General features: G+C 61.2%; 20 protein-coding genes. 10 read left to right on the forward strand and 10 right to left on the reverse strand.

The genetic code is table 11. The features are described from left to right. Positions 1–129: 129 nt before the first annotated feature. From PMI29_RS26245 to PMI29_RS26230, 4 genes are read right to left on the reverse strand one after another with little or no spacing between them, the layout of a single operon-like run. Positions 130–693 (reverse strand): DUF4136 domain-containing protein, encoded by a 564-nt coding sequence (locus PMI29_RS26245; protein ID WP_007994198.1) that lies wholly within the window; start codon positions 691–693, stop codon positions 130–132. Between the two features lie 55 nt (positions 694–748). Further along, entirely contained in the window at positions 749–1,357 is a 609-nt protein-coding gene (locus PMI29_RS26240) for a DUF4136 domain-containing protein (RefSeq protein ID WP_007994199.1), read from the reverse strand. 12 nt (positions 1,358–1,369) lie between these two features. Beyond that, a complete protein-coding gene (locus PMI29_RS26235; protein ID WP_007994202.1) occupies positions 1,370–2,119 on the reverse strand; it encodes a methyltransferase domain-containing protein in 750 nt (249 codons plus the stop codon). Continuing rightward, complete coding sequence (locus PMI29_RS26230; protein ID WP_007994203.1) at positions 2,119–2,421, reverse strand: MazG-like family protein; 303 nt, start codon at positions 2,419–2,421, stop codon at positions 2,119–2,121. The genes PMI29_RS26235 and PMI29_RS26230 overlap by 1 nt, the downstream gene beginning before the upstream one ends. Positions 2,422–2,694: 273 nt before the next feature. On the opposite strand from PMI29_RS26230, the gene PMI29_RS26225 reads away from it, so the two are divergent. Both PMI29_RS26225 and PMI29_RS26220 read left to right on the forward strand, forming a co-directional pair. Then, entirely contained in the window at positions 2,695–2,988 is a 294-nt protein-coding gene (locus PMI29_RS26225; RefSeq protein ID WP_007994207.1) for a hypothetical protein, read from the forward strand. Positions 2,989–3,149: 161 nt separating this feature from the next. Then, positions 3,150–4,499: an MATE family efflux transporter gene (locus PMI29_RS26220; RefSeq protein WP_007994209.1), complete on the forward strand. Its 1,350-nt coding sequence runs from the start codon at positions 3,150–3,152 to the stop codon at positions 4,497–4,499. Positions 4,500–4,538: 39 nt separating this feature from the next. Here the strand turns inward: PMI29_RS26220 and PMI29_RS26215 are convergent, their stop codons facing one another. The 6 genes from PMI29_RS26215 to PMI29_RS26190 form a co-directional block, all read right to left on the reverse strand. Next, on the reverse strand, positions 4,539–5,339 hold the full coding sequence (locus PMI29_RS26215) for a DUF4123 domain-containing protein (protein WP_007994211.1): 801 nt from the start codon (positions 5,337–5,339) through the stop codon (positions 4,539–4,541). After that, positions 5,336–6,655, reverse strand: a complete 1,320-nt coding sequence (locus tag PMI29_RS26210) for a type VI secretion system Vgr family protein (RefSeq protein ID WP_007994215.1) — start codon at positions 6,653–6,655, stop codon at positions 5,336–5,338. The genes PMI29_RS26215 and PMI29_RS26210 overlap by 4 nt, the downstream gene beginning before the upstream one ends. A gap of 231 nt (positions 6,656–6,886) precedes the next feature. Next, entirely contained in the window at positions 6,887–8,800 is a 1,914-nt protein-coding gene (gene speA, locus PMI29_RS26205) for an arginine decarboxylase (RefSeq protein WP_007994217.1), read from the reverse strand. Positions 8,801–9,019: 219 nt separating this feature from the next. Beyond that, the gene (locus tag PMI29_RS26200; RefSeq protein WP_007991289.1) at positions 9,020–9,391 is read right to left on the reverse strand and encodes a translation initiation factor Sui1; all 372 of its coding nucleotides are present in this window, start codon (positions 9,389–9,391) and stop codon (positions 9,020–9,022) included. A gap of 302 nt (positions 9,392–9,693) precedes the next feature. Continuing rightward, the gene (locus tag PMI29_RS26195; RefSeq protein ID WP_007994219.1) at positions 9,694–10,263 is read right to left on the reverse strand and encodes an NUDIX hydrolase; all 570 of its coding nucleotides are present in this window, start codon (positions 10,261–10,263) and stop codon (positions 9,694–9,696) included. A 3-nt stretch (positions 10,264–10,266) separates the two neighbouring features. Further along, complete coding sequence (locus PMI29_RS26190) at positions 10,267–11,334, reverse strand: DUF2333 family protein (protein ID WP_007994220.1); 1,068 nt, start codon at positions 11,332–11,334, stop codon at positions 10,267–10,269. Between the two features lie 483 nt (positions 11,335–11,817). Here PMI29_RS26190 and gcbA point away from each other — a divergent pair, with 483 nt between their 5' ends. The 8 genes from gcbA to PMI29_RS26150 all read left to right on the forward strand — a co-directional run bounded on the left by gcbA (position 11,818) and on the right by PMI29_RS26150 (position 22,322). Further along, positions 11,818–13,488 (forward strand): diguanylate cyclase GcbA, encoded by a 1,671-nt coding sequence (gene gcbA, locus PMI29_RS26185; protein WP_007994223.1) that lies wholly within the window; start codon positions 11,818–11,820, stop codon positions 13,486–13,488. A gap of 955 nt (positions 13,489–14,443) precedes the next feature. After that, on the forward strand, positions 14,444–15,487 hold the full coding sequence (locus PMI29_RS32995) for a methyl-accepting chemotaxis protein (protein ID WP_442096124.1): 1,044 nt from the start codon (positions 14,444–14,446) through the stop codon (positions 15,485–15,487). Between the two features lie 162 nt (positions 15,488–15,649). Then, positions 15,650–17,395 carry a protein-disulfide reductase DsbD gene (locus PMI29_RS26175; protein ID WP_007994225.1) on the forward strand — a complete coding sequence of 582 codons (1,746 nt, stop codon included), beginning with the start codon at positions 15,650–15,652 and terminating at the stop codon, positions 17,393–17,395. A 132-nt stretch (positions 17,396–17,527) separates the two neighbouring features. Next, positions 17,528–17,980, forward strand: a complete 453-nt coding sequence (gene aroQ, locus PMI29_RS26170) for a type II 3-dehydroquinate dehydratase (protein WP_007994226.1) — start codon at positions 17,528–17,530, stop codon at positions 17,978–17,980. Between the two features lie 48 nt (positions 17,981–18,028). After that, positions 18,029–18,493 (forward strand): acetyl-CoA carboxylase biotin carboxyl carrier protein, encoded by a 465-nt coding sequence (gene accB / locus PMI29_RS26165; RefSeq protein ID WP_007994227.1) that lies wholly within the window; start codon positions 18,029–18,031, stop codon positions 18,491–18,493. A 17-nt stretch (positions 18,494–18,510) separates the two neighbouring features. Beyond that, complete coding sequence (gene accC, locus PMI29_RS26160; protein WP_007994228.1) at positions 18,511–19,869, forward strand: acetyl-CoA carboxylase biotin carboxylase subunit; 1,359 nt, start codon at positions 18,511–18,513, stop codon at positions 19,867–19,869. 290 nt (positions 19,870–20,159) lie between these two features. Continuing rightward, positions 20,160–21,038: a 50S ribosomal protein L11 methyltransferase gene (gene prmA / locus PMI29_RS26155; protein ID WP_007994229.1), complete on the forward strand. Its 879-nt coding sequence runs from the start codon at positions 20,160–20,162 to the stop codon at positions 21,036–21,038. Between the two features lie 30 nt (positions 21,039–21,068). Further along, the gene (locus PMI29_RS26150) at positions 21,069–22,322 is read left to right on the forward strand and encodes a DUF3426 domain-containing protein (RefSeq protein WP_007994231.1); all 1,254 of its coding nucleotides are present in this window, start codon (positions 21,069–21,071) and stop codon (positions 22,320–22,322) included. Positions 22,323–22,477 lie beyond the last annotated feature (155 nt).

A 22,477-nucleotide genomic window follows, 5' to 3' on the forward strand; every position in this document is an offset into this window, starting at 1 on the left:
TTTGGGGCGTCTGCCAAAAGGGACTCGCCGTAAGGGCGAAACCGCCAGCCGCCGTTACCGCAGCAATGGATATGCACACCATCCAAAAAAACCCCTGTAGGCCCACAGGGGTTGAATGGCAGGCTGATTCTAGGATAAGTGCGGTGGATAGTTGGCCAATATCCGCGTGACTGTTTCCCAGATGGCATCGCGACGATCCGTCGGGTTCGGCGTGCGGCTGAGTATCTGTTCGTCACTGCCGCGCCACACCAGTTTGCCGTCCTTGCCATCGAGCAAGTCGATCTGGATGGTCGCCACTTTGTAGCTGACATTGCGGGTTTCGTTGTACATCGGTGCGCCGTAGTAGCCATACCACGGGTTGCCCCACCCACCGCCGTAATTGGTGGTCACCTGTTGTTGCCGCTCTTCGACGATCAGGTAGGTCTGTACATTCAAGTCACCCTTGGCACCCGCGGCGGCCGGGCGCAGACCGCGCTGATCCAGTTGATCGGCAACTGCCTGGCGGACGCGCTGTTCGGTCAGGTCGCTCTTGATCCGTGGATCATCGGGACGGTATTGCAGGGCGGGTTCTTTCCAGCTCCAGCTGCGATAGGCAGCAAAGTCGCGGCTGGCGTCGAAGTCATGATTGACCTGGTTGGCGGCGCAGGCACTGAGCAGCGCGGCCACTGCCAGTAGAACAAAACGGCGGAACATGATGATTCTCCGGTTGAAGACATGATCCTGTGGAACGCTTCTTATCTACAAGAAGCTAACTAGGAGGATACGCCGACATTGCCTTTTCCACAGCCTCCCGTATGGCATCGGCCCGCTCGCTTTCGCTGCCCCGGTTGCCGGTTTCGGCGCTGGAGCTCCATATCGGCTGACCGCTTTTGGCGTCAAACATGTCCACCTGCACGACCACGACCTGTTCCTGATAGGTACGGATGATCGGCACGGTGGCGTATCCGCCATATCCAGGGCCGTAGCCGTTGTAGCCGCCATAACCGCCGCCGTAATAGTCGTCCCGAACCTGACGCAAGCGGGTTTCCATCCGCAGGTCGGCACTGACAAACAGGTCGGCCGGGCGATTGTCGTGCAACGGGCGCAAGCCGCGTTGATCCAGCGCATTGCTGACTGCTTCAGCGACCTGCGCCGAGTCGGCCCAGGCGGTGCCCGCTGGCAGATGCCCATTGAGCCAGGCCCAACTGCGGTAGCGTCCATAGTCACGCGGGGCTGCCGGGTAAGCGCTGCGGTCAAAGGTGGTGGCGGCCTGGGGTGGCGCCGGTGGCAAAGGGTTGGATGTGGCGACATAAGGGTTGCTGCCCTGACAAGCGGCCAGTCCCAGGCAGAACACCAGTACACCTGAATGATTTTTCATTTCGTGCTCCGATCAGACAGGCCGACAGATCCAGTGCAAGTAACGCCCAAGCCCGGCAAAGCTTGGATGACGACGGTGGGCCAGTTCCATTTCCAGCAGGTCCACCAGCTCGGCGCGGGCCTGGAACTCCACCGGCATGTAATCGTGAAAAACCCGCACTCCACTCTGACTTTCGACCTGCCACAGGCCTTCAAGTTGCGCCGCCAGCTCGCGCGGATCCAGGGGCTGTTGCGGGGTCAGGCTCTGCTTTTCGCCGGCCATGTCGTTCTTGCGCATCTTCCGGAAATGGCCCTTGAGCAAGTTGCGATAAATCAGCGCGTCACGGTTGTAGAACGCCAGGGACAGCCAGCCGTCCGCCTTGGTCAGTTGATGCAGCACCGGCAGGATGGCGTGGGGTTCGGCCAGCCATTCCAGCACGGCATGACACAGCACCAGGTCGTAGGGTTCGGTGAGCTGCCCGAGCAGTTCCTGCCACGGTGCCTGAATGAACGTGGCGCTCTGCCCGGCTTCGGCAAAGCGTTGACGGGCGCCTTCGAGCATCGGCTCGGCAGGCTCGGCGAGGGTCACCTGATGGCCGCGCTGGGCCAGCCACAACGACATGTGGCCAAGTCCGGCGCCGATATCCAGAACACGCAGCGGCCGGTCGGGCAAGATTTCGGCCAGATCGGCCTGCAACACCGCCAGACGGATGGCACCTTTGGCACCGCCGTAGATTTTTTCGGCGAAACGGGTCGCCAGTTGATCGAAATGACGGTCGCTCATCAGCTGAACCTCCGTTCGCTGTCCGCCAGTTTGCTGCGCACCACGGTTTCCATGTCCAGGCCCAGCTCGCTGCACAACAGCAACAGATAAAGCACGATGTCACCGACTTCCTGCCCGGCGTGGGCGAGCTTGTCCGCCGGTAACTGGCGTGACTGGTCTTCGGTCAGCCACTGGAAAATCTCCACCAGCTCGGACATTTCCACACTCGCGGCCATGGCCAGGTTTTTCGGGCTGTGAAATTGCCGCCAGTCATTGCGGTCACGGATGGTGTGCAGGCGTTCGGTCAGTTCAACAAGGTTCATCGGGCTCTCCTGAAGGCGTATAGCTTCGGGGGGATGGCCTAGGATGGCAAGTGACAACGGCTCAGTGTCCCGTTTGTTTTTTGTGGGAGCGAGCCTGCTCGCGAAAGCACTGGATCAGACACATCAATGTTGGATATGCCGCCGCCTTCGTCGGAACGCCGCCCGGAGCAGGCTCGCTCCCACAGTTGCGGTGCAACGCTCTATGCTTGTGGGAACTCGGCAGCATGATCGACAGCCCAAGACTCAATTCTCATTAATCAGGATTCCCATTCCATGCAGGTAGAAGGTTTTTTCGAATGGCTCGGCCAGGTACTCGGCTCGATCATCCGCTTCATCGTTGATGGCCTCAGTGGGCTTTTCAATCTGATGAGCAACGCCAGCAGCAATTTTGTCGAAGGCTTGTCCCAGGCACTGGGCATGGATACCTCGATCGTCAGCATCGTGACCTTGATCCTCGGGCTGATACTGCTGTGGTCGGCGATCCGCGCCTTTCTCAATGCGTCGTTCATCATGGGAATCATCTGGTTGATGCTGGGGCTTTGGTTGCTCAGCTGGATAATTCACTGACCCCACCGGACACCTGTGGGAGCGAGCTTGCTCGCGATAATGCCGGCACATACAACATATGAGTGTCTGCCACACCGCTATCGCGAGCAAGCTCGCTCCCACAATGGATCGCGGCGAATTTCGAATGTGCCGCTACAATGCCGACTCCCCAAGGAGCCTGCATGTCCAACCTGATCACCGACTGGCGCGACCGCCCTACCCATCGCCGGGTCTGGGCGCTGGCCGCACCGATGATTCTTTCGAACATCTCCGTACCGCTGGTGGCGCTGGTGGACAGTACCGTCATCGGTCACCTGCCCCACGCCCATCAACTCGGCGCCGTCGCGGTCGGCGCCAGTCTGTACACCTTCCTGGCCTGGGCCATGGGTTTTCTGCGCATGGGCTCCACCGGGTTCGCCGCCCAGGCGGCCGGGCGCGGGGATGGCGCGGCCTTGCGACAGATCCTGTTGCAAGGCCTGTTGCTCGCCATCGGCCTGGCCGTGGTGTTGGGTGCGGTGGGCGTGCCGTTGAGCGGGGTCGCGCTGCATTTCATGCAACCGTCGGCGGAACTCGATCATCTGACTCGCGAGTTCTTCCATACCCGCCTGTTTGGCCTGCCGGCGGCGCTCGCCAGTTATGCACTGGTCGGCTGGTTCCTCGGCACCCAGAATGCCCGGGCGCCCCTGGCGATTTTGCTGAGCACCAACCTGGTCAACATTGCCCTGAACCTGTGGTTCGTTCTCGGCCTGGAATGGGGCGTGGTCGGTGCGGCCCGGGCTTCGGTCATTGCCGAATGGACGGGGGCGCTGATCGGCTTGCTGATGACCCGCAAAGCCCTGCGCGCCTATCCCGGGCATATCGCCTGGGCGGCATTGACGCTGTGGCAGAGTTGGCGGCCATTGCTGGCGGTCAACCGCGACATCTTCATCCGCAGCCTGGCGCTGCAATCGGTGTTTTTCCTGATCACCGTGCAAGGCGCGCGGCTGGGCGACGCCACGGTCGCTGCCAATGCCTTGCTGCTCAACGGTTTGCTGCTGACCGCCCACGCCCTCGATGGCCTGGCCCACGCCGTCGAAGCCCTGTGCGGACATGCTCTCGGCGCCCGCGACCGCGATGCCCTGCGCCGTTCATTGGTGGTGGCTGGCGGCTGGTCGTTGCTGGCGAGCCTGGGTTTTGCCGCACTGTTTCTGTTCGCCGGGCATCTGTTCATCGAGATGCAAACCGACATTCAGAGTGTGCGCGACACCGCGTTCATCTACCTGCCCTATCTCGCCGTACTGCCGCTGATTGCCGTCTGGAGTTACCTGCTCGACGGTCTTTTCATCGGCGCCACCCGCGCCAGGGAAATGCGCAACGGCATGCTGCTGACCGTGGCGCTGGTGCTGCCTTTCGGCTGGGCACTGCAAGGCGGGGGCAACCATGGCCTGTGGGTAACCTTTTTGTTGTTCATGCTGCTGCGCAGTCTGACCCTCGGCGTGATCGCCTGGCGCCTGCGCCGTCACGATGGCTGGTTCGCCGGCAGCACTCACTGAACGGACGTGGCCCCGACCAACACCGAATCAATTTCGACCTCATGGCCAGGGTGGTTCGTTCTGCCACAAGTGACGCAGGCTATCGAGGCGTTCCTGTTGAGTCCTGCCCGGCAATGGCTGCACGGGCACGGCGTCGGGATACTGCAAACGTAGCCATATCCAGCCATCAAGCACCGGGCGCTCGCTGAAACCCAGCGCCACCCCCTCCTGCACATAGGCCCACAGACGGGAGAAATCGGCACCGGTGGATTGGTTCCAGCGCCAGGCATACTGTTCGAGCAGGCAGGTTTGCAGTTTTCCCTGTTGCGCGGCACTGAGGCTCTCCTCGACTGCCAATGGGCTGACCGCCAGCCCCGGGTTGGACAAGCGTTGCCAGCCTTCAGATCCCGTCGCGCGGTCGGCCCAACTGCCGCCGAACCAGCGAAGCTGGTGGATGGGCCCTAGCCAGCGACTCAGTTCAGCGGCATCGCAGGCATCGAAAAAATAGCTGGCCGTGATCGGGTTGTAGTAGCTCAAAAGGGCCCGGTGCAGGCCAAGCGTAACCGTGAGCATGCGCCGCAAATGCGCCAGCAACGACGAAGCGCTGGCCTCGCTGACTATCAGCAATCCGGGCCAGCGTTGTCCGTCGACGATGCATAAATCGGCCAGTGCCGGGCAGGTGCGCAGATCGACCAGGACCGGCCCCAGCTCATGCAGCGCATGCCACTCCGTACCTTCGAACAACCCGGAGCACCGGGCTTGCGCAAACATCTGCCGAAGTGCGATACCCGCCTGTGGCGTGCCCGGCACATCCAGCAACAGCCACTGCGGGGGTGCCTCGGGCATGCGTGTGGCGATCATGCTCCAGAGCTCTGGCCAAGCTGTGTCGCCAGACGACAGGTGCACAACGCCTGTGCGCAATGGTTGAAACTGCCACCGCCGGGCAGCAGGCACAACACCAGCAATGGCTCCCCCGACCGTAACCATTGCTCCAGGCCCTCATCATGGGTGCAACTGGGCTGGGGGGTGTCAGCGTCCGTCACTTCGACCGGTGTCGGCGCATGCAGCAACCCGGTTATCTGCGGTTGATCGGGATCGCCCTCGACAAAACCCACGACCAGCTCGGTCCCTTCCCGCAATGACGAGAACGTCGAGGCCTGCAACTGCCTGGCCAGGGGTAACCAGCAATGGCTGGGCGCTGCCCCTTCGCCCTGATACAGCCAGTCGAATTGCACCGCGACCGGCCTTGCCGGGTCAGGGCCTGGTTCATCGACCTCGACGACCCACGCCCGTTGCAGGCTATGCATCTGTGGTTTGAGCGTCACACAGGACGGCTCGAAGAGTGTCGGCCAGTGCAGGGCACGGGCCTGATTGTGGTAAGGCGTCGTAGCATCCTGGCTGCCCCAGTGCTCAACGTGGGTCAGCAGCCAGAGCCGATTGCAATCGGCAACCGGATGACCGGACAGCGGCATCAGCCGACCGCTACGCAAGGTCGCCAGGTCCGTCCGGCATTCGGCACACTGCGCCGCTATCTCACCGCAACGCTGACGTTCGAACTGCCGCACCGCCGGCCGGTCGCCCTCGCTGCGCATTACCGCAGGTTCGCCGGTTGGAAAATGCTGCTGATCATCCCCAAACACCACACAGTGCCCGCGGGCCCGGTGTTCGAAGTGGTAGTGAAGCCGCTCCTGGGCGCACAGTCGCTGGAGAAACTGCAGGTCTGACTCTCGATATTGCGTGCAAAAATCCCGGGGCGGGTATTCGCCGCTCAGCGCCAGGCGTCGATCTTTGCCGGTAATGCCGTGCTCCTTGAGCACCTGGTCGAGGATTTGCGGCACTGAACGGGCGCTGAAGATTCGTTGGCTGAAGCGCTGGGCCAGGCAAGCCAGTTTTGGCCCCAGACGCACCTGGCAGAGTCGGGGTCCCGAGACATGGTCACGCTGGACGAGTTCATGCAATTGTCCATGCACGTGACTTCCGGCTGGTCCGAAATGCAACGAGGCCGGGCGGTACAGCAAACTGGCGAGGTCAAGCACCGGGTCATCGATCAGCAGTTCCAGGTCGAACACGAACGGCTCGCTGATGGCTTCTCTACCGGTAAAGGCCAGGACCTCAAAGGAGTCGGGCAGACCTGCTACATCCAGACGAAATGACGGTTCGCTGACTGGATTGAACATCGGGGTTTCTCTACAGGAGGGGCGGCCGGGGATTCTCGCTGAGAGACATGGCCGAGTAGAGTGCCGAAATACAAATTAGGAAATAACCTACGTGAAAAGAAGACCAAATGCGTTGGGTCGTCGAGACGCGGGAAATTTCGTCTGAAATAGGAGAATTGCCGCACCAGGTCATCTGAAATTTCCGCAGCGAGCGGAACATTTTCAGACAACCTGATGAGCGTGAGGCTTACCTCAGGAAGACAGGTAAGACGAACGGGTCAGCCCCAGACGCAAGGCATCGAGGAACTGCGTGCGCTCGGTTGCGCTGATGCGGGCACTGGCGCACTTGTCGCGGTAGTGAGTCATCAGTTCCTCCGGCGACAAGTGCACATAACGCAGCATGTCTTCGATGGTGTCGTGGGTTTCGATACCGGCGTGGTACACGCTGCCGTCGGCGTTCTGGTAGATGTTCACCGAGTCGGTGTCACCGAACAGGTTGTGCATGTCGCCAAGAATTTCCTGGTAGGCACCGACCAGGAACACACCCAGCAAGTAGTCTTCACCTTCGTTCAGGGCGTGCACCGGTAAACTGGTTTCGATGCTCTGCTCGTCGACGTACTGGTTGATCTTGCCGTCGGAGTCACAGGTCAGGTCCTGCAGTACCGCACGACGCAGCGGCTCTTCGTCAAGGCGATGCAGCGGGATGATCGGCAGGACCTGGTCGATGGCCCAGGTGTCCGGCAGGCTCTGGAACACCGAGAAGTTGCAGATGTACTTGTCGGCCAGTTTGTCGTTGAGTTCGTCCAGCACCTGACGGTGGGAACGCTGACGCGCCTTCAACGAGTTGTGCAGGCGACGGCACACGGCGAAGTAGCATTGCTCGGCCAGGGCCTTCTCGGCCAGGGTCAGCTTGCCGTCGGCGTACTGGGCGGCAACATCGCTCATGTAGTGCGTGGCGCGCCAGTAGGTTTCGGTGACCATCTCGATGTCGGTCGGGCCCAGCAGGTCCACCAGCCACTGCACGGTTTCCGGCAGCGATTCCTTGTTTTCGATCTGCGGCACGTCGTCGTTGTGCTTCTCGACGTCGGTCACCTGCACCACCAGCATGGCGTGGTGCGCGGTCAGGGAGCGGCCGCTTTCGGAGAAGATGTGCGGGTGCGGCAGGCTCTGCGCATCGCAGAATTCCTTGAGCATCCCGACCACGACGCCGGCGTAATCGTCCATGTCGTAGTTGATCGAACTGGCGTTACGCGAGTGCGTACCGTCGTAGTCCACGCCCAGGCCACCGCCGACGTCGATGTGGTCCACCGGCAGGCCGAGGTTGCGCAATTCGCCGTAGTAACGGATCGCTTCCTTGAAGCCGTGCTGGTAGTCAGCGAGGTTGGCGATCTGCGAACCCATATGGAAGTGCAGCAGGCGAACGCCCTGGTCCAGGCCGGCCGCGCGGAAACGCTCGACCACCGACAGCAGTTGCGCCGCCGACAGACCGAACTTGGATTTCTCGCCGCCGGTGTCCGCCCACTTGCTCGATGCCAGGGACGACAGCCGCACGCGCAGGCCGACCTGAGGCTTGACCTTGAGCGAGGCCGCTTCTTCGATCACCAGGCCGACTTCGGATTCTTTCTCGATCACGATGAACACGTTGTGGCCGAGCTTCTGGCCCATCAACGCCAGGCGAATGAACTCACGATCCTTGTAGCCGTTGCAAACGATGGTGCCGCCCTTCGGCGCCAGCGCCAGCACGGCCAGCAGTTCAGGCTTGGAACCGGCTTCCAGACCGATGGAAACGTTCTGGGTGGCGATGATGTTTTCGATCACCGCTTCCTGCTGGTTCACCTTGATCGGGTACAGCGCGGTGTACTTGCTCTGGTATTCCAGACGCTCGATGTTGGCGTCGAATGCGCCCGTCAGCTGACGCACGCGGTCTTGCAGGATGTCCGGAAAACGGACCAGCAACGGCAAGGACAGGCCGCTTTTGCGCAGCTGGTCGACTTGCTCGAACAGGTCGATAGGCGAGCTGCTCGGACCGTTCGGACGAACTTCGACGCGACCGGCGTCATTGATCGCGAAATACCCGGCCCCCCAATGGCGAATCCCGTAAACACTGCGGCTGTCCGCAACTGTCCATTGGCTGCCATCGTCTTTGCGTGTGCGTCGTACGGACATCGAAGTCCCCTATAAAGAAGTCATAGTGCGTCGCCTGGGTTCAGGCCGGCGCAGTCTAAAGAATGAAAATGACGGTTCGTCAACGAGGCAATAGACCCCGCCGACCGCAGTGAGTTTAGAAACCGGTCATGAACAGGCTCTGTGAAAACCATGTGGACGACGCCAGACCTGAATGCCATCAGGACCGGATCAAGCCGAGGGTGGTTTTCACAGAGGCTGCTAGCCGCCGGACTTCTTCGCTTTGAAACCGAGCTTGATCAGTTCTGCCAAGAGTAGCTCGACATGATCGCCCTGGATTTCGATGACACCGTCTTTCAACGCCCCACCGGTCCCACAGCGTTTCTTCAACGTCGTGGCCAGTTCCTTGAGCGCGTCTTCAGCCAATGGCACGCCAGTGATGGTAGTCACCGTCTTGCCGCCACGGCCCTTGCTTTCGCGACGCACGCGCGCGATGCCGTCGCCGGCCGGGATAACGGTCTGTTTGCAGATGCAGGCGTCCACCGGTTTACTGCATTCCGGGCAATGACGACCTGCGTCGGTGGAAAATACCAGGCCGCCCAGGGCGGCGAAGGATGCGGCTTTTTTGGCCACCGGCAATCCTCTTCGGAGGACAAAGACTGGTCGCAGCACTTGGGAAGGCTATCGACCGCGAAGCCCCACTCAGGCAGGGGCAGCGCTACTGAAACGGTACGACATTCATTTCACTGTAGGAGCGAGCTCGCTCGCGATGAACTCAAAAGCGACGCGTTCATTCTGGATGCCCGCGTTATCGTTGACGTCCATCGCGAGCGAGCTCGCTCCTACAGCAACAACCAGCAATACCGGTTCAGTTTAAAAAGGTCGCGCAGTGTAACGGCAAAAACGCCGATTGCTAAGAGCCAATCGGCGCCAATTTATAGCTGTTTTGCGACGTTGCTTTGTTGAGCCTTCAGATAGCGCTTCAACGCCGCCAGAGAGTCCGGGCAGTAAGGCTTTTGCTCGATCTCCAGCATGACCTGATCGATGGGGATAAAGCGCGCTTCCAGCACCTCTTCCGGTTGCAGGGTCAACGGGCCGTCCCACACCGCCGAGAATGCCGAGCACCACAGGCGATTGCCAGTGTCCTCGAAGAAGAAATGGTCATGGGCGGTCAGCTCTACGCCACTCACGCCCAGCTCTTCTTCCAGTTCCCGGGCCGCCGATTCGGCGTAGGTTTCACTGGCGAGCACCATGCCCCCCGCTGCCACGTCCCAGTAACCGGGATAGATCGCCTTGCTCAGGGTGCGGCGATGCACGCACAGCTCGCCAGCGGAGTTGAACAACATAATGTAGGTGCCGCGCCCGATCAGCCCGCGCTCGCGCAAGTCGGAACGGACCAGGGCGCCGAGCAGGTTGTCCTGCTCATCGACCCAGGCGATCTGTTCGGCATCGGAAGCCGCACGGTGCGCGGCCTCTCGCATTCCATCGACAGAGTTATCAACCATGACTCAGCCCTGATTGAGCAATTGACGCAAATCGATCACCGCGGCGTTGGCCCGGGAAATGTAGTTGGCCATGACCAGCGAGTGGTTGGCCAGCACGCCGAAGCCGCTGCCATTGAGGATCATCGGGCTCCACACCGGCTCCTGCGACGCTTCCAGTTCACGAATGATCTGGCGCACGCTGACCGTGGCGTTTTTCTTGGCCAGCACATCGGCGAAGTCGACTTCGATGGCGCGCAGCAAGTGCGACAAGGCCCAGGCCTGACCGCGGGCTTCATAGAACACGTTGTCGATCTGCAACCATGGAGTCTCGACGATTTCTTCATCGACTTGCGGCGCCACACCCGGTGTCACGACCTCGGTCTTCAGCGCAGTGTTGAGCTTGACCCGACCAACGCTGGCCGACAGCCGTTGCGACAGCGAACCCAGACGAGTGCCGACGTCACCCAGCCAGTTGTTCAGGTTGTCGGCGCGGGCATAGAACAGCGCGCTCTTCTGGTTCGGATCGGACAGACGCGCCTGATAGCGGCTCAGGGAGTTGATGCCTTCCTGGTACTCGGACTCACTGGACGGCAGCACCCAGCTCTTGTTGTCGAAGTTGAAACGCGGCTCGGCCTTGGCCAGGTCGGCGTCTTCGGCGGACTGCGACTGTGAACGGGCGAAGTCTTTACGCAGTGCACGGCTCAGGTCGCGGACCTGCACCAGCACGCCGTATTCCCAGCTCGGCATGTTGTCCATCCACAGGCCTGGCGGGAATCGGTCGTTGGAAATATAGCCGCCCGGTTTGGTCAGCAAGGTGCCGGCGACGGTCTTGAGGGTTTCCACCGTGGTGTAGCCGACGACCATCTGCTTGCCTTCTTTCTCGGCGGCCAGTTGGGCGGTTTGCTGGACCGGGAACAGCGCCGGCTCCTGGCTCCAGTACCAGCCCAAGACACTCGCCACCAACAGGTAGATGCCCAGTAAAGTGGCCAGCGCCCGGCTGAACAACAGACCGCCCAGATAACTGCGGGTCTCCGACTTCGGTTCAGGGGCACGTTCAGGCGCACTGCCTGTGCGGTTCTTCCAGTCCAGCATGGCGATATCCTTTCAAGCTCTTGAGTTCACGGTTCGACCACAACCATACAACAACGTGCCTTGGCCCGGCACCCGCCATTGCATCGATGGGGAAAATTACCGGGCTTGCGAATGAAAAGAGTTCCTGCGCACCTGACGCCCTTGCGGCCGTCGAAATCCCCCTTATGGTTTGGATTGCCCCCTCAGGGAATCCCCGACCCCCTGAGGCGAAAAAAACCGGGCCGACCAGCACTGGCAAAAAACCATGAACTGCCCAATGTCAGCCACTCGCCAATTGCCACCCCACTTCCCTCAAGTGCCCTGATTCAAGCACTTTGCCCCCGGCACAGCGCGACTTTAAAGGCCGAAGCCTGACCGCTCAGTCATAAACTGAATGAACTCACATTGCAGATTATTGACGTACAGCACTCATGTAACGGAAAAGTGGTGCTAGCATAGAGCCACCAGTCGACCTCAGTGTGCACCCTAACTAGTAGTCAGGATATGACCGAGCCAGAAGACCCCAGCCGCGAGCGCCTCAAGCACCACTTTGCCCAGCGGGTAATTCATCAGGCTCGTCAGATTCTTGAGATATGGCAGCGCCTGCAACGCAGTGAGTGGTCCAGCGCCGACCTGTCGGAACTGAGCGAGGCCAATCTGCGCCTGCTGCGTTTCGCCGAGCGTTTCGAGCAACCGGAACACACACAACTGGCCCACCACATCGGTCAGTCCCTGGAGGCTGTCGACGCCAATCGCGGACGCCTGAGCAGCGGCCTGATCACCGACCTCAATCGCTTGATGCAGCGCCTGTCGCGCACCGGCCTGCGCCATGGCGATCAGCTCGATCAAACCTTCCTGCCACCGCTGCGCAAGCCCATCTACATAATGCTGCAGGATCACGACCGTGCCGAGCGCCTGGCCAAGCAACTGGAATTCTTCGGGCTCAGCGCCCAGTCCCTGGACAGCGTAGACGCGTTTCGCTCATCGATGGTCGAGCGCCTGCCGGCGGCGATTGTCATGGACGTGGATTTCAGCGGCCCCGGTGTCGGCCTGAAGCTGGCCGCCGAAGCCCAGGACGGCCTGGACCACCGCTTGCCGCTGCTGTTCTTCAGCCTGCACGAAACCGACACACCGACCCGCCTCGCCGCCGTGCGTGCCGGTGGCCAGGAGTTCCTCACCGGCACCCTCGAAGCGTCGAGCCTGCTGGAGAAGATCGAAGTCCTGACCTGCGTTGCCCAGTACGAACCTTATAAAGTGCTGATCATCGACGACTCCCGCGCCCAGGCCCTGCACACCGAGCGCCTGCTCAACAGCGCCGGGATCGTCACCCGGACATTGATCGAACCGATCCAGGCCATGGCCGAACTGGCGGACTTCCAGCCGGACCTGATCATCCTCGACATGTACATGCCGGCCTGCACCGGTACGGAATTGGCCAAAGTGATCCGTCACAACGACCGCTATGTCAGCGTGCCGATCATTTACCTGTCGGCCGAAGACGACCTGGACAAGCAGCTCGACGCCATGAGCGAGGGCGGCGATGACTTCCTGACCAAACCGATCAAGCCCCGGCACCTGATCACCACCGTGCGCAACCGCGCAGCAAGGGCCCGCAACCTCAAGGCACGGATGGTGCGCGACAGCCTCACCGGCCTGTACAACCACACGCATATCCTGCAATTGCTCGAAGACTGCTCGTTCCGCGCCCGCCGCGAAAGCAAGCCGCTGAGCTTTGCCATGCTCGACATCGACCATTTCAAACGGGTCAATGACAGCCACGGCCACCCCATGGGCGACCGGGTGATCAAGAGCCTGGCGCTGTTTCTCAAGCAACGCCTGCGCAAAACCGACTTCATCGGCCGATACGGTGGCGAAGAATTCGCCATCGTCATGCCGGACACCGATATCGAAGCGGCCTACAACGTGCTCGATGAAATCCGTCAGCGATTCGCCGAGATTCACTACCCCGCGCAACCCCAGGATCTGTGGTGCACCTTCAGTGCCGGGGTGGTGGAGTTATGCGAAAGCTCTGACAGCCTGATGATGGCCAGCCAGGCAGACGAGGCGCTGTACCGTGCCAAGGGCGGCGGACGCAATCGCGTACAGGCCGCTCGCACATCAAAGCAAAGTGCCACTTTTTTATCGGAATCGACCGATACGGTCATAACCCTGTAACAGAAACGCAATAACTTCAGGCACTTACCATTTCTGCCGTTGGTAGTCCGTAATGCGCCTGAAGCTGCTGACCAATCTCAATACTCTCCTTCTGGTGGCCGTGTGCGTGGCCCTCGGCGCGACGCTGTGGTGGTCGCAGAAAGCCCTTGAGCGCCCGTATCTATTAATGGAGCGATACCTGGGCCTGTCGCAGCAATTTCAGAATGAAGTCGCCCGCAGCATCGAGGATTACCTTGGCAGCGGCGATGCACTGCGCCTGAGCAGTGCCGCCCAGGGCATCGACAGCCTGCAAAAAGAGCTCGGCGAATTGCCACCGGCCTTGGCCGAGACGTTGCGTCCCAGCCTGTCGACCCTTGAAGAGTTCAGCAAAACCGACCTGCTGGCCGCCGGCAAACTGGCAGGCGACCCGCAGGCCTTGCTGCTGCAGGCCGAACGGGAACTGGGCGCCAGCCTCGATCAGCTCAGCCAGTACGCCAGCGGTAATGCGACCTACCTGACGCCGCTGCTCACCGCGTCGCAGCACTTGGGCAAATTGTCGCTGGCGCGGGACAAACTGGTCAGCAGCGGCCGCAGTGAACTGGCCGCCGATGTCGAACGCGAAGTCGCCAACATCCGCACCCAGGCCGAGAAACTCGATGCCCTGCCCTTGCTGGGCGTGACCACCAGCAGCGAATCGAACACCGATGACTTCGCCTCGATGATGGGCCTTGAGAACAAGGAAAAAACCGTCGCCGAAGATGCCGGCGTCGGCCTCAAGCGCGAACTCAACAGCCTGCTCACCCGCTACCCGGCCGAACTCTCGCGCACCCGCGATCAAATCCGCAAACGCGCCGACCTCAGCTCCGCGACGCACTTGAAAATCGCCGACGTGCAACAGGCCATTGCCGGGCTGGAACCGGTGGTACGCGCCCAGCATGGGCAGATCCAGGGTGAAGTGCGGCTGATGCAAGGCGTGATGATCGGCTTGATCCTGTTGATCGCACTGCTGATCGACACCCTGCAACGCAAACTGGCCCGGACCCTGACCAACCTTGCCCCGGCCCTGTCGACCTGGGCCGAAGGTGACTTCAGCCGCGACATTCAACTGGGCAACACCAACCGCGAATTGCATGACATTGAAGCCTCGCTCAACCGCTTGCGCGCGTATCTGGTGGACCTGGTGGGGACCATTCGCCTCAATGCCGAGCAAGTGGCCGGCAGCAGCCGCACCCTGGCCGATCTGAGCAACGACCTGCACAGCGGTGCCGAGCATCAGGCCGGCGATACGGCGCTGATCCGCGACTCCCTCAGCGAGCTGGAAGCGACCATTCAGCAAGTCGCCGGCGATGCCAGCCAGGCTGCCGACGCCAGCCGCCACGCCGGCCTGGCCGTGGAGCACGGACAGAAAGTCATCGGCCTGAGCCTCACCGGCCTGCATGCACTGGTGGGAGAAGTGCAAGGCAATGCGCAGATGATCGAACACCTGGCCGAAGAGTCGGCCACCATTGGCGGCGTGTTGACGGTGATCCGCTCGATTGCCGACCAGACCAACCTGCTGGCCTTGAACGCGGCCATTGAAGCGGCTCGCGCCGGGGAAATGGGACGAGGCTTTGCGGTGGTGGCGGAAGAGGTTCGCTCACTGGCGCAACGTACCGCCGGGGCCACCGCAGAAATCCAGACGCTGATCGCAGGACTGCAAACCGCTGCGCGGCAATCGGTGGAAGGCATGCGCGCCCAGGTCGAACACGCCGAAGCCACGGCCAACCAGGCCCAGGCCGCCGATGGCGCGCTGGATAAAATCGTCGGGGCGATCCAGACCATTTCCGACACGGCAGTGCGCATCGCCGATGTCACCGCCCAGCAAAGCGGCGCTGTCAGCGAGATCCGTGACCACAGTGAGCGAATTCATCAGTTGGGCGGGGATAATCTGCTGCGCATTGGCGAAGGCCGTGAGCAAGGGGAGAATTTGCTGGTGCTGGGTGGGCGATTGCATACGGCCGTTCAAGCTTTTCGCGTCTGACAGACCGCCATCGCGAGCAAGCTCGCTCCCACATTGGAATGTTGTCCCTGTGGGAGCGAGCCTGCTCGCGATGGCGTCAGAACATTCACAGCAAGACTCCTGCTCTGCACGCCTGGCCACTGTCCGCTATCATCCCCCCCAATTCCGATACGCGAGATCGTCATGCGCCGTCTGCTCTGCCTGCTGTTTTTAGTGTTCGCCCTGCCGGCCAGCGCCACCGGCTTGCTGGAGAACCGCCCCAGCTCCACCTTGGGCTCGATCAACAACAGCGCCGATTTCCTGCCGGTGCGCGAAGCCTTCCAACTGAGCCTGGTAGAAAGCACGCCGCAATCAATCAAGCTGCGCTTCGTCGCCACCGAAGGTTATTACCTCTACCGCCACCGTTTTCAGTTTCACGCCGATCCAGCCGATGTTGTCCTCGGCCCGGCAAAACTGCCCGAAGGCCAGAAAAAGCATGATGAATACTTCGGCGACGTCGAGGTCTACCACGGCATTCTCGACGTCGAGTTGCCGCGCACCGATCAACGCGCCTTCACCCTGGCCGTGACCTATCAGGGTTGCGCCGACAAAGGCCTGTGCTATCCGCCGGAAACCGAGCGCCTGAGCATCGACGGCAGCGGCGCTCCGGCGCCGGTTTATCCATGGAGCTGGCGCGAACTGGCGTTGTTTTTCCTCGCGGGCCTGGGTTTGACGTTCACGCCATGCGTGCTGCCCATGCTGCCGATCCTGTCCGGCGTGGTGCTGCGCGGCCAGGTGGGCGGCTGGCGCGGTTTCAATCTGTCGCTGGCCTATGTGCTGCCGATGGCTGCCTGCTTTGCCCTGCTCGGTGCGCTGATGGGTCTGTTCGGTGCCCAGCTCAATCTACAGGCGCGGCTGCAATCGGCCTGGGTGCTGGTGCCGTTCGCGATGTTTTTCGCCGTGTTTGCATTGGCGATGTTCGGTGTATTCGAACTCAAATTGCCGCACGCCATCAGCAGTCGCCTGGACCGCATCGCCGGCCGCACCAAAGGCGGGTCACTGTGGGGCGCCGCGGTGTTGGGCGTGGTCTCCAGCTTGCTGGTTTCACCCTGTGTTTCGGCGCCATTGGCCGGTGCGCTGCTGTACATCAGTGCCAGTGGCGATGCGCTGGGCGGTGGCCTGAAACTGTTCATGCTCGGCCTCGGCATGGGTGCTCCGCTGTTGCTGGTGGCCACCGGTGGTGCAGCCTGGCTGCCGAAAAGCGGTCCGTGGCTGGTCTACGTGAAAAACGCGATAGGCGTGTTGTTGCTCGGGTTGGCCATCGGGTTGCTCGGCCGCGTCCTTCCGGGTCAGGTCACCTTGCTGCTGATCGGTTTGCTGGCCGGCGGTGTCGGTTTGTTCATGGGGGCGCTGGAGTTCGTCTATAAACCACCGCGCAAACGCCTGGGCCAATTGCTCGGGATGTTTTTGCTGTTTTACGCGCTGGCCTGCTGGTATGGCGCCTTCAGCGGCCAGACCGACCCGCTCAACCCGATTGGCCAGCCCCGCACCGTCGACAACAGCGGACCCGCGCAAAACACCAGCGCCTGGCAAACCGTCAGCACGCCGGCCGATCTGGACCGCGCACTCGCCGACGCCAGATCATCCGGCACACCGCTGCTGCTCGACTGGTACGCCGACTGGTGCATCAGCTGCAAAGTCATCGAGCATGAGGTGCTGGACGACCCGATCGTCGTCGAACGCCTCAAGGGTTACCGGCTGATCCGCTTCGACATCACCGCCAGCAATGCCGAACAACGCGCCCTGCTCGACCGCTACCACTTGTTCGGTCCTCCAGCGCTGATGTTTTTTGGCAAGGACGGCGTCGAACGTGCCGAGGTGCGAGTGATCGGTGAGATCAATGCCAAAGACTTCGCCGAACGTGTTACCAGGGCGAATGACCAAATTTAATCAAGCAGTCATATATTTCGCGCAAACATCGGTCATCGTGCTGGCTATTGCAGAGAACTGGACAGTCACAAAGGCTTTGCGGCATAGTCGCCGGGTTCTGACAATTGCTCACAGAAAATAAAGGAACAGCCGATGGCGACCCTACTGGTTCTGCACGGACCCAACCTGAACTTGCTCGGCACTCGCGAACCGGGCACCTACGGCGCCACGACGCTGGCGCAGATCAACCAGGATCTGGAACGCCGTGCCCGCGAAGCCGGTCACCATTTGCTGCACCTGCAAAGCAATGCCGAGTACGAATTGATCGACCGCATCCACGCTGCCAGCAGCGAAGGCGTGGACTTCATTCTGATCAACCCAGCAGCTTTTACACATACAAGTGTCGCATTACGTGACGCGCTGCTGGCGGTGAGCATCCCATTCATCGAAGTGCATTTGTCTAACGTGCACAAACGCGAACCTTTCCGCCATCACTCTTACTTCTCCGACGTAGCGGTGGGAGTGATCTGCGGCCTTGGCGCCAGCGGTTATCGACTGGCCCTGGAGGCCGCCCTAGAGCAGCTTGAAAGACAGGCAACAGCTTGAACAACAAGCGTTAAACGCCCCTGACCGACCCTTGGGAGTTGATGATTCATGGATATCCGTAAAGTTAAGAAACTGATCGAATTGCTGGAAGAGTCCGGCATCGACGAGCTCGAGATCAAGGAAGGCGAAGAGTCCGTACGCATCAGCCGTCATAGCAAGACCCCGGCTCAGCAGTACTACGCGCCGGCTCCAATGCCTGCTCCGGTTGCCGCGCCTGCCGCTGCCGCCGCTCCGGCTGCCGCTGCTGCACCTGCTGCCGCCGCCGCTCCAGCACTGAACGGTGCCGTTGCCCGCTCGCCGATGGTCGGTACGTTCTATCGCAAGTCTTCGCCAACCTCGCCGTCCTTCGTAGAAGTCGGCCAGACCGTGAAGAAAGGCGACACCCTGTGCATCGTTGAAGCCATGAAGATGATGAACCACATCGAAGCTGAAACCAGCGGTGTGATCGAATCCATCCTCGTCGAAGACGGCCAGCCGGTTGAGTACGACCAACCGCTGTTCACCATCGTTTGAACCGCGGAGAGCCTTTGATGACTGCGAAGTTGGAAAAAGTTCTGATCGCCAACCGCGGTGAGATCGCCCTGCGGATCCTGCGCGCCTGCAAAGAGATGGGCATCAAGACCGTCGCCGTTTACTCCAAGGCTGACAAGGAACTGATGCACCTGGGCCTGGCAGACGAATCCGTCTGCATTGGTCCGGCATCGGCCGCCCACTCCTACCTGCACATTCCGGCAATCATCGCCGCGGCCGAAGTGACTGGCGCCACCGCCATTCACCCGGGCTACGGCTTCCTTGCGGAAAATGCCGACTTCGCCGAACAGGTCGAGAAATCCGGCTTCGCGTTCATTGGCCCGAAAGCCGAAACCATTCGCCTGATGGGCGACAAGGTTTCGGCCAAGCACGCCATGATCGCTGCTGGCGTACCGACCGTTCCGGGCTCTGACGGCCCGTTGCCGGAAGACGAAGAAACCGCTCTGCGCATCGGTCGCGAAGTCGGTTACCCGGTGATCATCAAGGCCGCTGGCGGCGGCGGTGGTCGCGGCATGCGCGTTGTGCATAAAGAAGAAGACCTGATTGCCTCGGCCAAACTGACCCGCTCCGAAGCAGGCGCGGCGTTCGGCAACCCGATGGTTTATCTGGAAAAATTCCTGACCAACCCACGTCACGTGGAAGTCCAGGTTCTTTCCGATGGTCAGGGTCATGCCATCCATCTGGGCGACCGCGACTGCTCGCTGCAACGTCGTCACCAGAAGGTTCTTGAAGAAGCGCCGGCACCGGGCATCGACGAGAACGCGCGTGAGGAAGTCCTCGCCCGCTGCGTCAGGGCGTGCATCGACATCGGTTACCGTGGCGCAGGTACTTTCGAGTTCCTGTACGAAAACGGTCGTTTCTACTTCATCGAGATGAACACTCGTGTCCAGGTAGAGCACCCGGTTTCGGAAATGGTCACCGGCATCGACATCGTCAAGGAGATGCTCAGCATCGCCGCCGGCAACAAGCTGTCGTTCACCCAGGATGACGTGGTCATCCGTGGTCACGCGCTGGAATGCCGGATCAACGCCGAAGACCCGAAAACCTTCATGCCGAGCCCGGGCACGGTCAAGCATTTCCACGCCCCAGGCGGCAACGGCGTTCGCGTCGACTCGCACCTGTACAGTGGCTATGCCGTTCCGCCGAACTACGATTCGTTGATCGGCAAGCTGATCACCTACGGCGCAACCCGCGACGAAGCCATGGCGCGCATGCGCAATGCGCTGGACGAAATCGTGGTCGACGGGATCAAGACCAACATCCCACTGCACCGCGACCTGACCCGCGATGAAGGCTTCTGCAAAGGGGGCGTGAACATTCACTACCTCGAGCACAAGCTGGCTGGCGAAAAGCACTAAGCTTTAGCTGGCACAAAACAAAGCCGCCTTCGGGCGGCTTTGTTGTATCTAAAGGTTTCGCATTTCCCCTGTGGGAGCGAGCTTGCTCGCGATGGGCAGGTACATCCAGCATCGGCGTTGACTGATACACCGCTATCGCGAGCAAGCTCGCTCCCACAGAGTTCCGGGTTAACCGGGAGTCGCGACAGCCCCAGGTCAACCCACTCCCACAAAAGCCCCGCGCTCGCGTAAACTTGCGCGCTTCTCGCAGCCCGCTAGGCTGCAATCAACATTTTTCAAAGGTGCCCGCCATGCCTTGGCTGCAAGTACGTCTCGCCATCAGCCCAGAACAAGCCGAAACCTATGAAGACGCTTTCCTTGAAGTGGGCGCCGTATCGGTGACCTTCATGGACGCCGAAGATCAGCCGATCTTCGAGCCGGAACTCAACACCACGCCGCTGTGGTCCCACACTCACCTGCTGGCCCTGTTCGAAGGTGGCACCGAGCCAGGCCCGGTACTGGCCCACCTGGAGCTGTTGACCGGCAGCCCGCTGCCCGAGCACCACAGCGAAGTGATCGAAGACCAGGACTGGGAACGCAACTGGATGGACAATTTCCAGCCAATGCGTTTCGGCCAGCGCCTGTGGATCGTGCCGAGCTGGCACGCCGCGCCGGAACCGGATGCCGTTAATTTGCTGCTGGACCCGGGCCTGGCGTTCGGCACCGGCACCCACCCGACCACCGCACTGTGCCTGGAATGGCTTGACGGCCAGGACCTGAAGGACTGCAACGTACTGGACTTCGGCTGCGGCTCGGGGATTCTGGCAATTGCCGCGCTATTGCTGGGCGCCAAGGAGGCCGTGGGCACCGACATCGACGTGCAGGCGCTGGAAGCCTCTCGCGACAACGCCGGGCGCAACAACATCGCCGAACACCTGTTCCCGCTGTACCTGCCAGAAGATTTGCCGCAAGTGCAGGCCGACGTGCTGGTGGCCAACATTCTCGCCGGCCCGCTGGTTTCCCTGGCGCCGCAGCTGTCCGGCCTGGTCAAGTCCGGCGGGCGCCTGGCGCTGTCGGGCATCCTCGCCGAACAGGGCAATGAAGTCGCCGCTGCTTATGCCAAGGACTTCGATCTGGACCCGATCGCCAATCGCGATGGTTGGGTGCGCATCACTGGCCGTCGGCGCTAGAATGGCTGCCTGCATAATCCGGATCGCCGCATGACCGATAGCTTCGTCACCCAGTGCCCGCATTGCCAAACCAGCTTCCGCGTCAGCCATGCCCAGTTGAGCGTGGCTCGCGGGGTGGTTCGTTGCGGCTCCTGTCTGCAGGTGTTCAATGCCGCCAGGCAGTTGCTCGAGCAGGCCGGCAAGGAACCACCGGTAGCGACGCCGCTCCCGCCTGTGGAGCCTGCAGAGCCCGTCGAACCATCGCCGCCGCGCGCCATCAGCCAAAAGCAATGGAGCGCGACCGAGCTGGATCTGGACAGTCTCGACCTCGACGAAGAACTCGCCCGACTCGAACAGCGGGAAATCCAGCCGGCCACCGAGCTCGGTCGCCATCGCGACGACTCGCTGAGCGCCCGTCGCGACAGCACCGGGCAGGATGACGAAGAGCCGTGGTCCGACAGCCTGTTCAGTGAGTCGGCGGCCGATCGTGCGCAAGTCGACGAACCGTTCGACAGCCTTGAATCGCCAGAGCCGACGGTCGAACCGGGCAAAGCCTCGCGCACCGAACCTTCGCTGTCTCTGGAACCGGTCGATCTCGACGACGAACTGCAACCACCCCATTTGCGCCTGCACGACCCACTCGATGCGCCACTGAGCCACGAACGCCTGTCGGCCGCCGACGAGAACGAATCCGACGACAACCTGCCTTCGATCGAACCGCTGCGCAAGCGACGCGAACGCAGTGAGCCGGGCGTGCGTGCCGAAGTGCTGCAAGACCTGACCGACGACCCGCTGCAACTGGACTGGCAAAAACGCCGCTCGCCCTGGGGGCGGCGGCTGCTGTGGTTGCTGCTGGTGCTGATTGCCGCTGGCGCCCTCGCCGGCCAGTACATTGCCTACCATTTCGACGAACTGGCGCGACAGGATCAATATCGTCCGTGGTTCCAGCAACTGTGCCCGCAAATCGGCTGCACCGTGCCCTCCAAGGTCGACATCGCGAAAATCAAAAGCAGCAACCTGGTGGTGCGCAGCCATCCCGACTTCAATGGCGCACTGGTGGTCGATGCGATCATCTATAACCGCGCGCCCTTCTCCCAGCCCTTCCCGCTGCTGGAACTGCGCTTCGCCGACCTCAATGGCCACCTGATCGCCAGTCGCCGCTTCAAACCCGGCGAGTACCTCAATGGCGATCTCGAAGGCATGGCGGAAATGCCTCCGCAAACGCCGATCCACATCGCCCTGGACATTCTCGACCCTGGTGCCAAGGCCGTGAACTACAGTCTGAGCTTTCACTCTCCGGAGTGAAACGCTTGATCGCTCCCGGATTAACGCCGGCTTTCTGACTCCCCCTGGCAAACCAAACCACGGGTAATAACAGATTAACTGTTCAGAATTTGTTCAATTCAGCCTTTATCCAGTCATCGAGAGCGGGTATCATGCCAACCCTTTTTCGAACTCTA

Source organism: Pseudomonas sp. GM49 (genome assembly GCF_000282355.1).
Lineage (GTDB): Bacteria > Pseudomonadota > Gammaproteobacteria > Pseudomonadales > Pseudomonadaceae > Aquipseudomonas.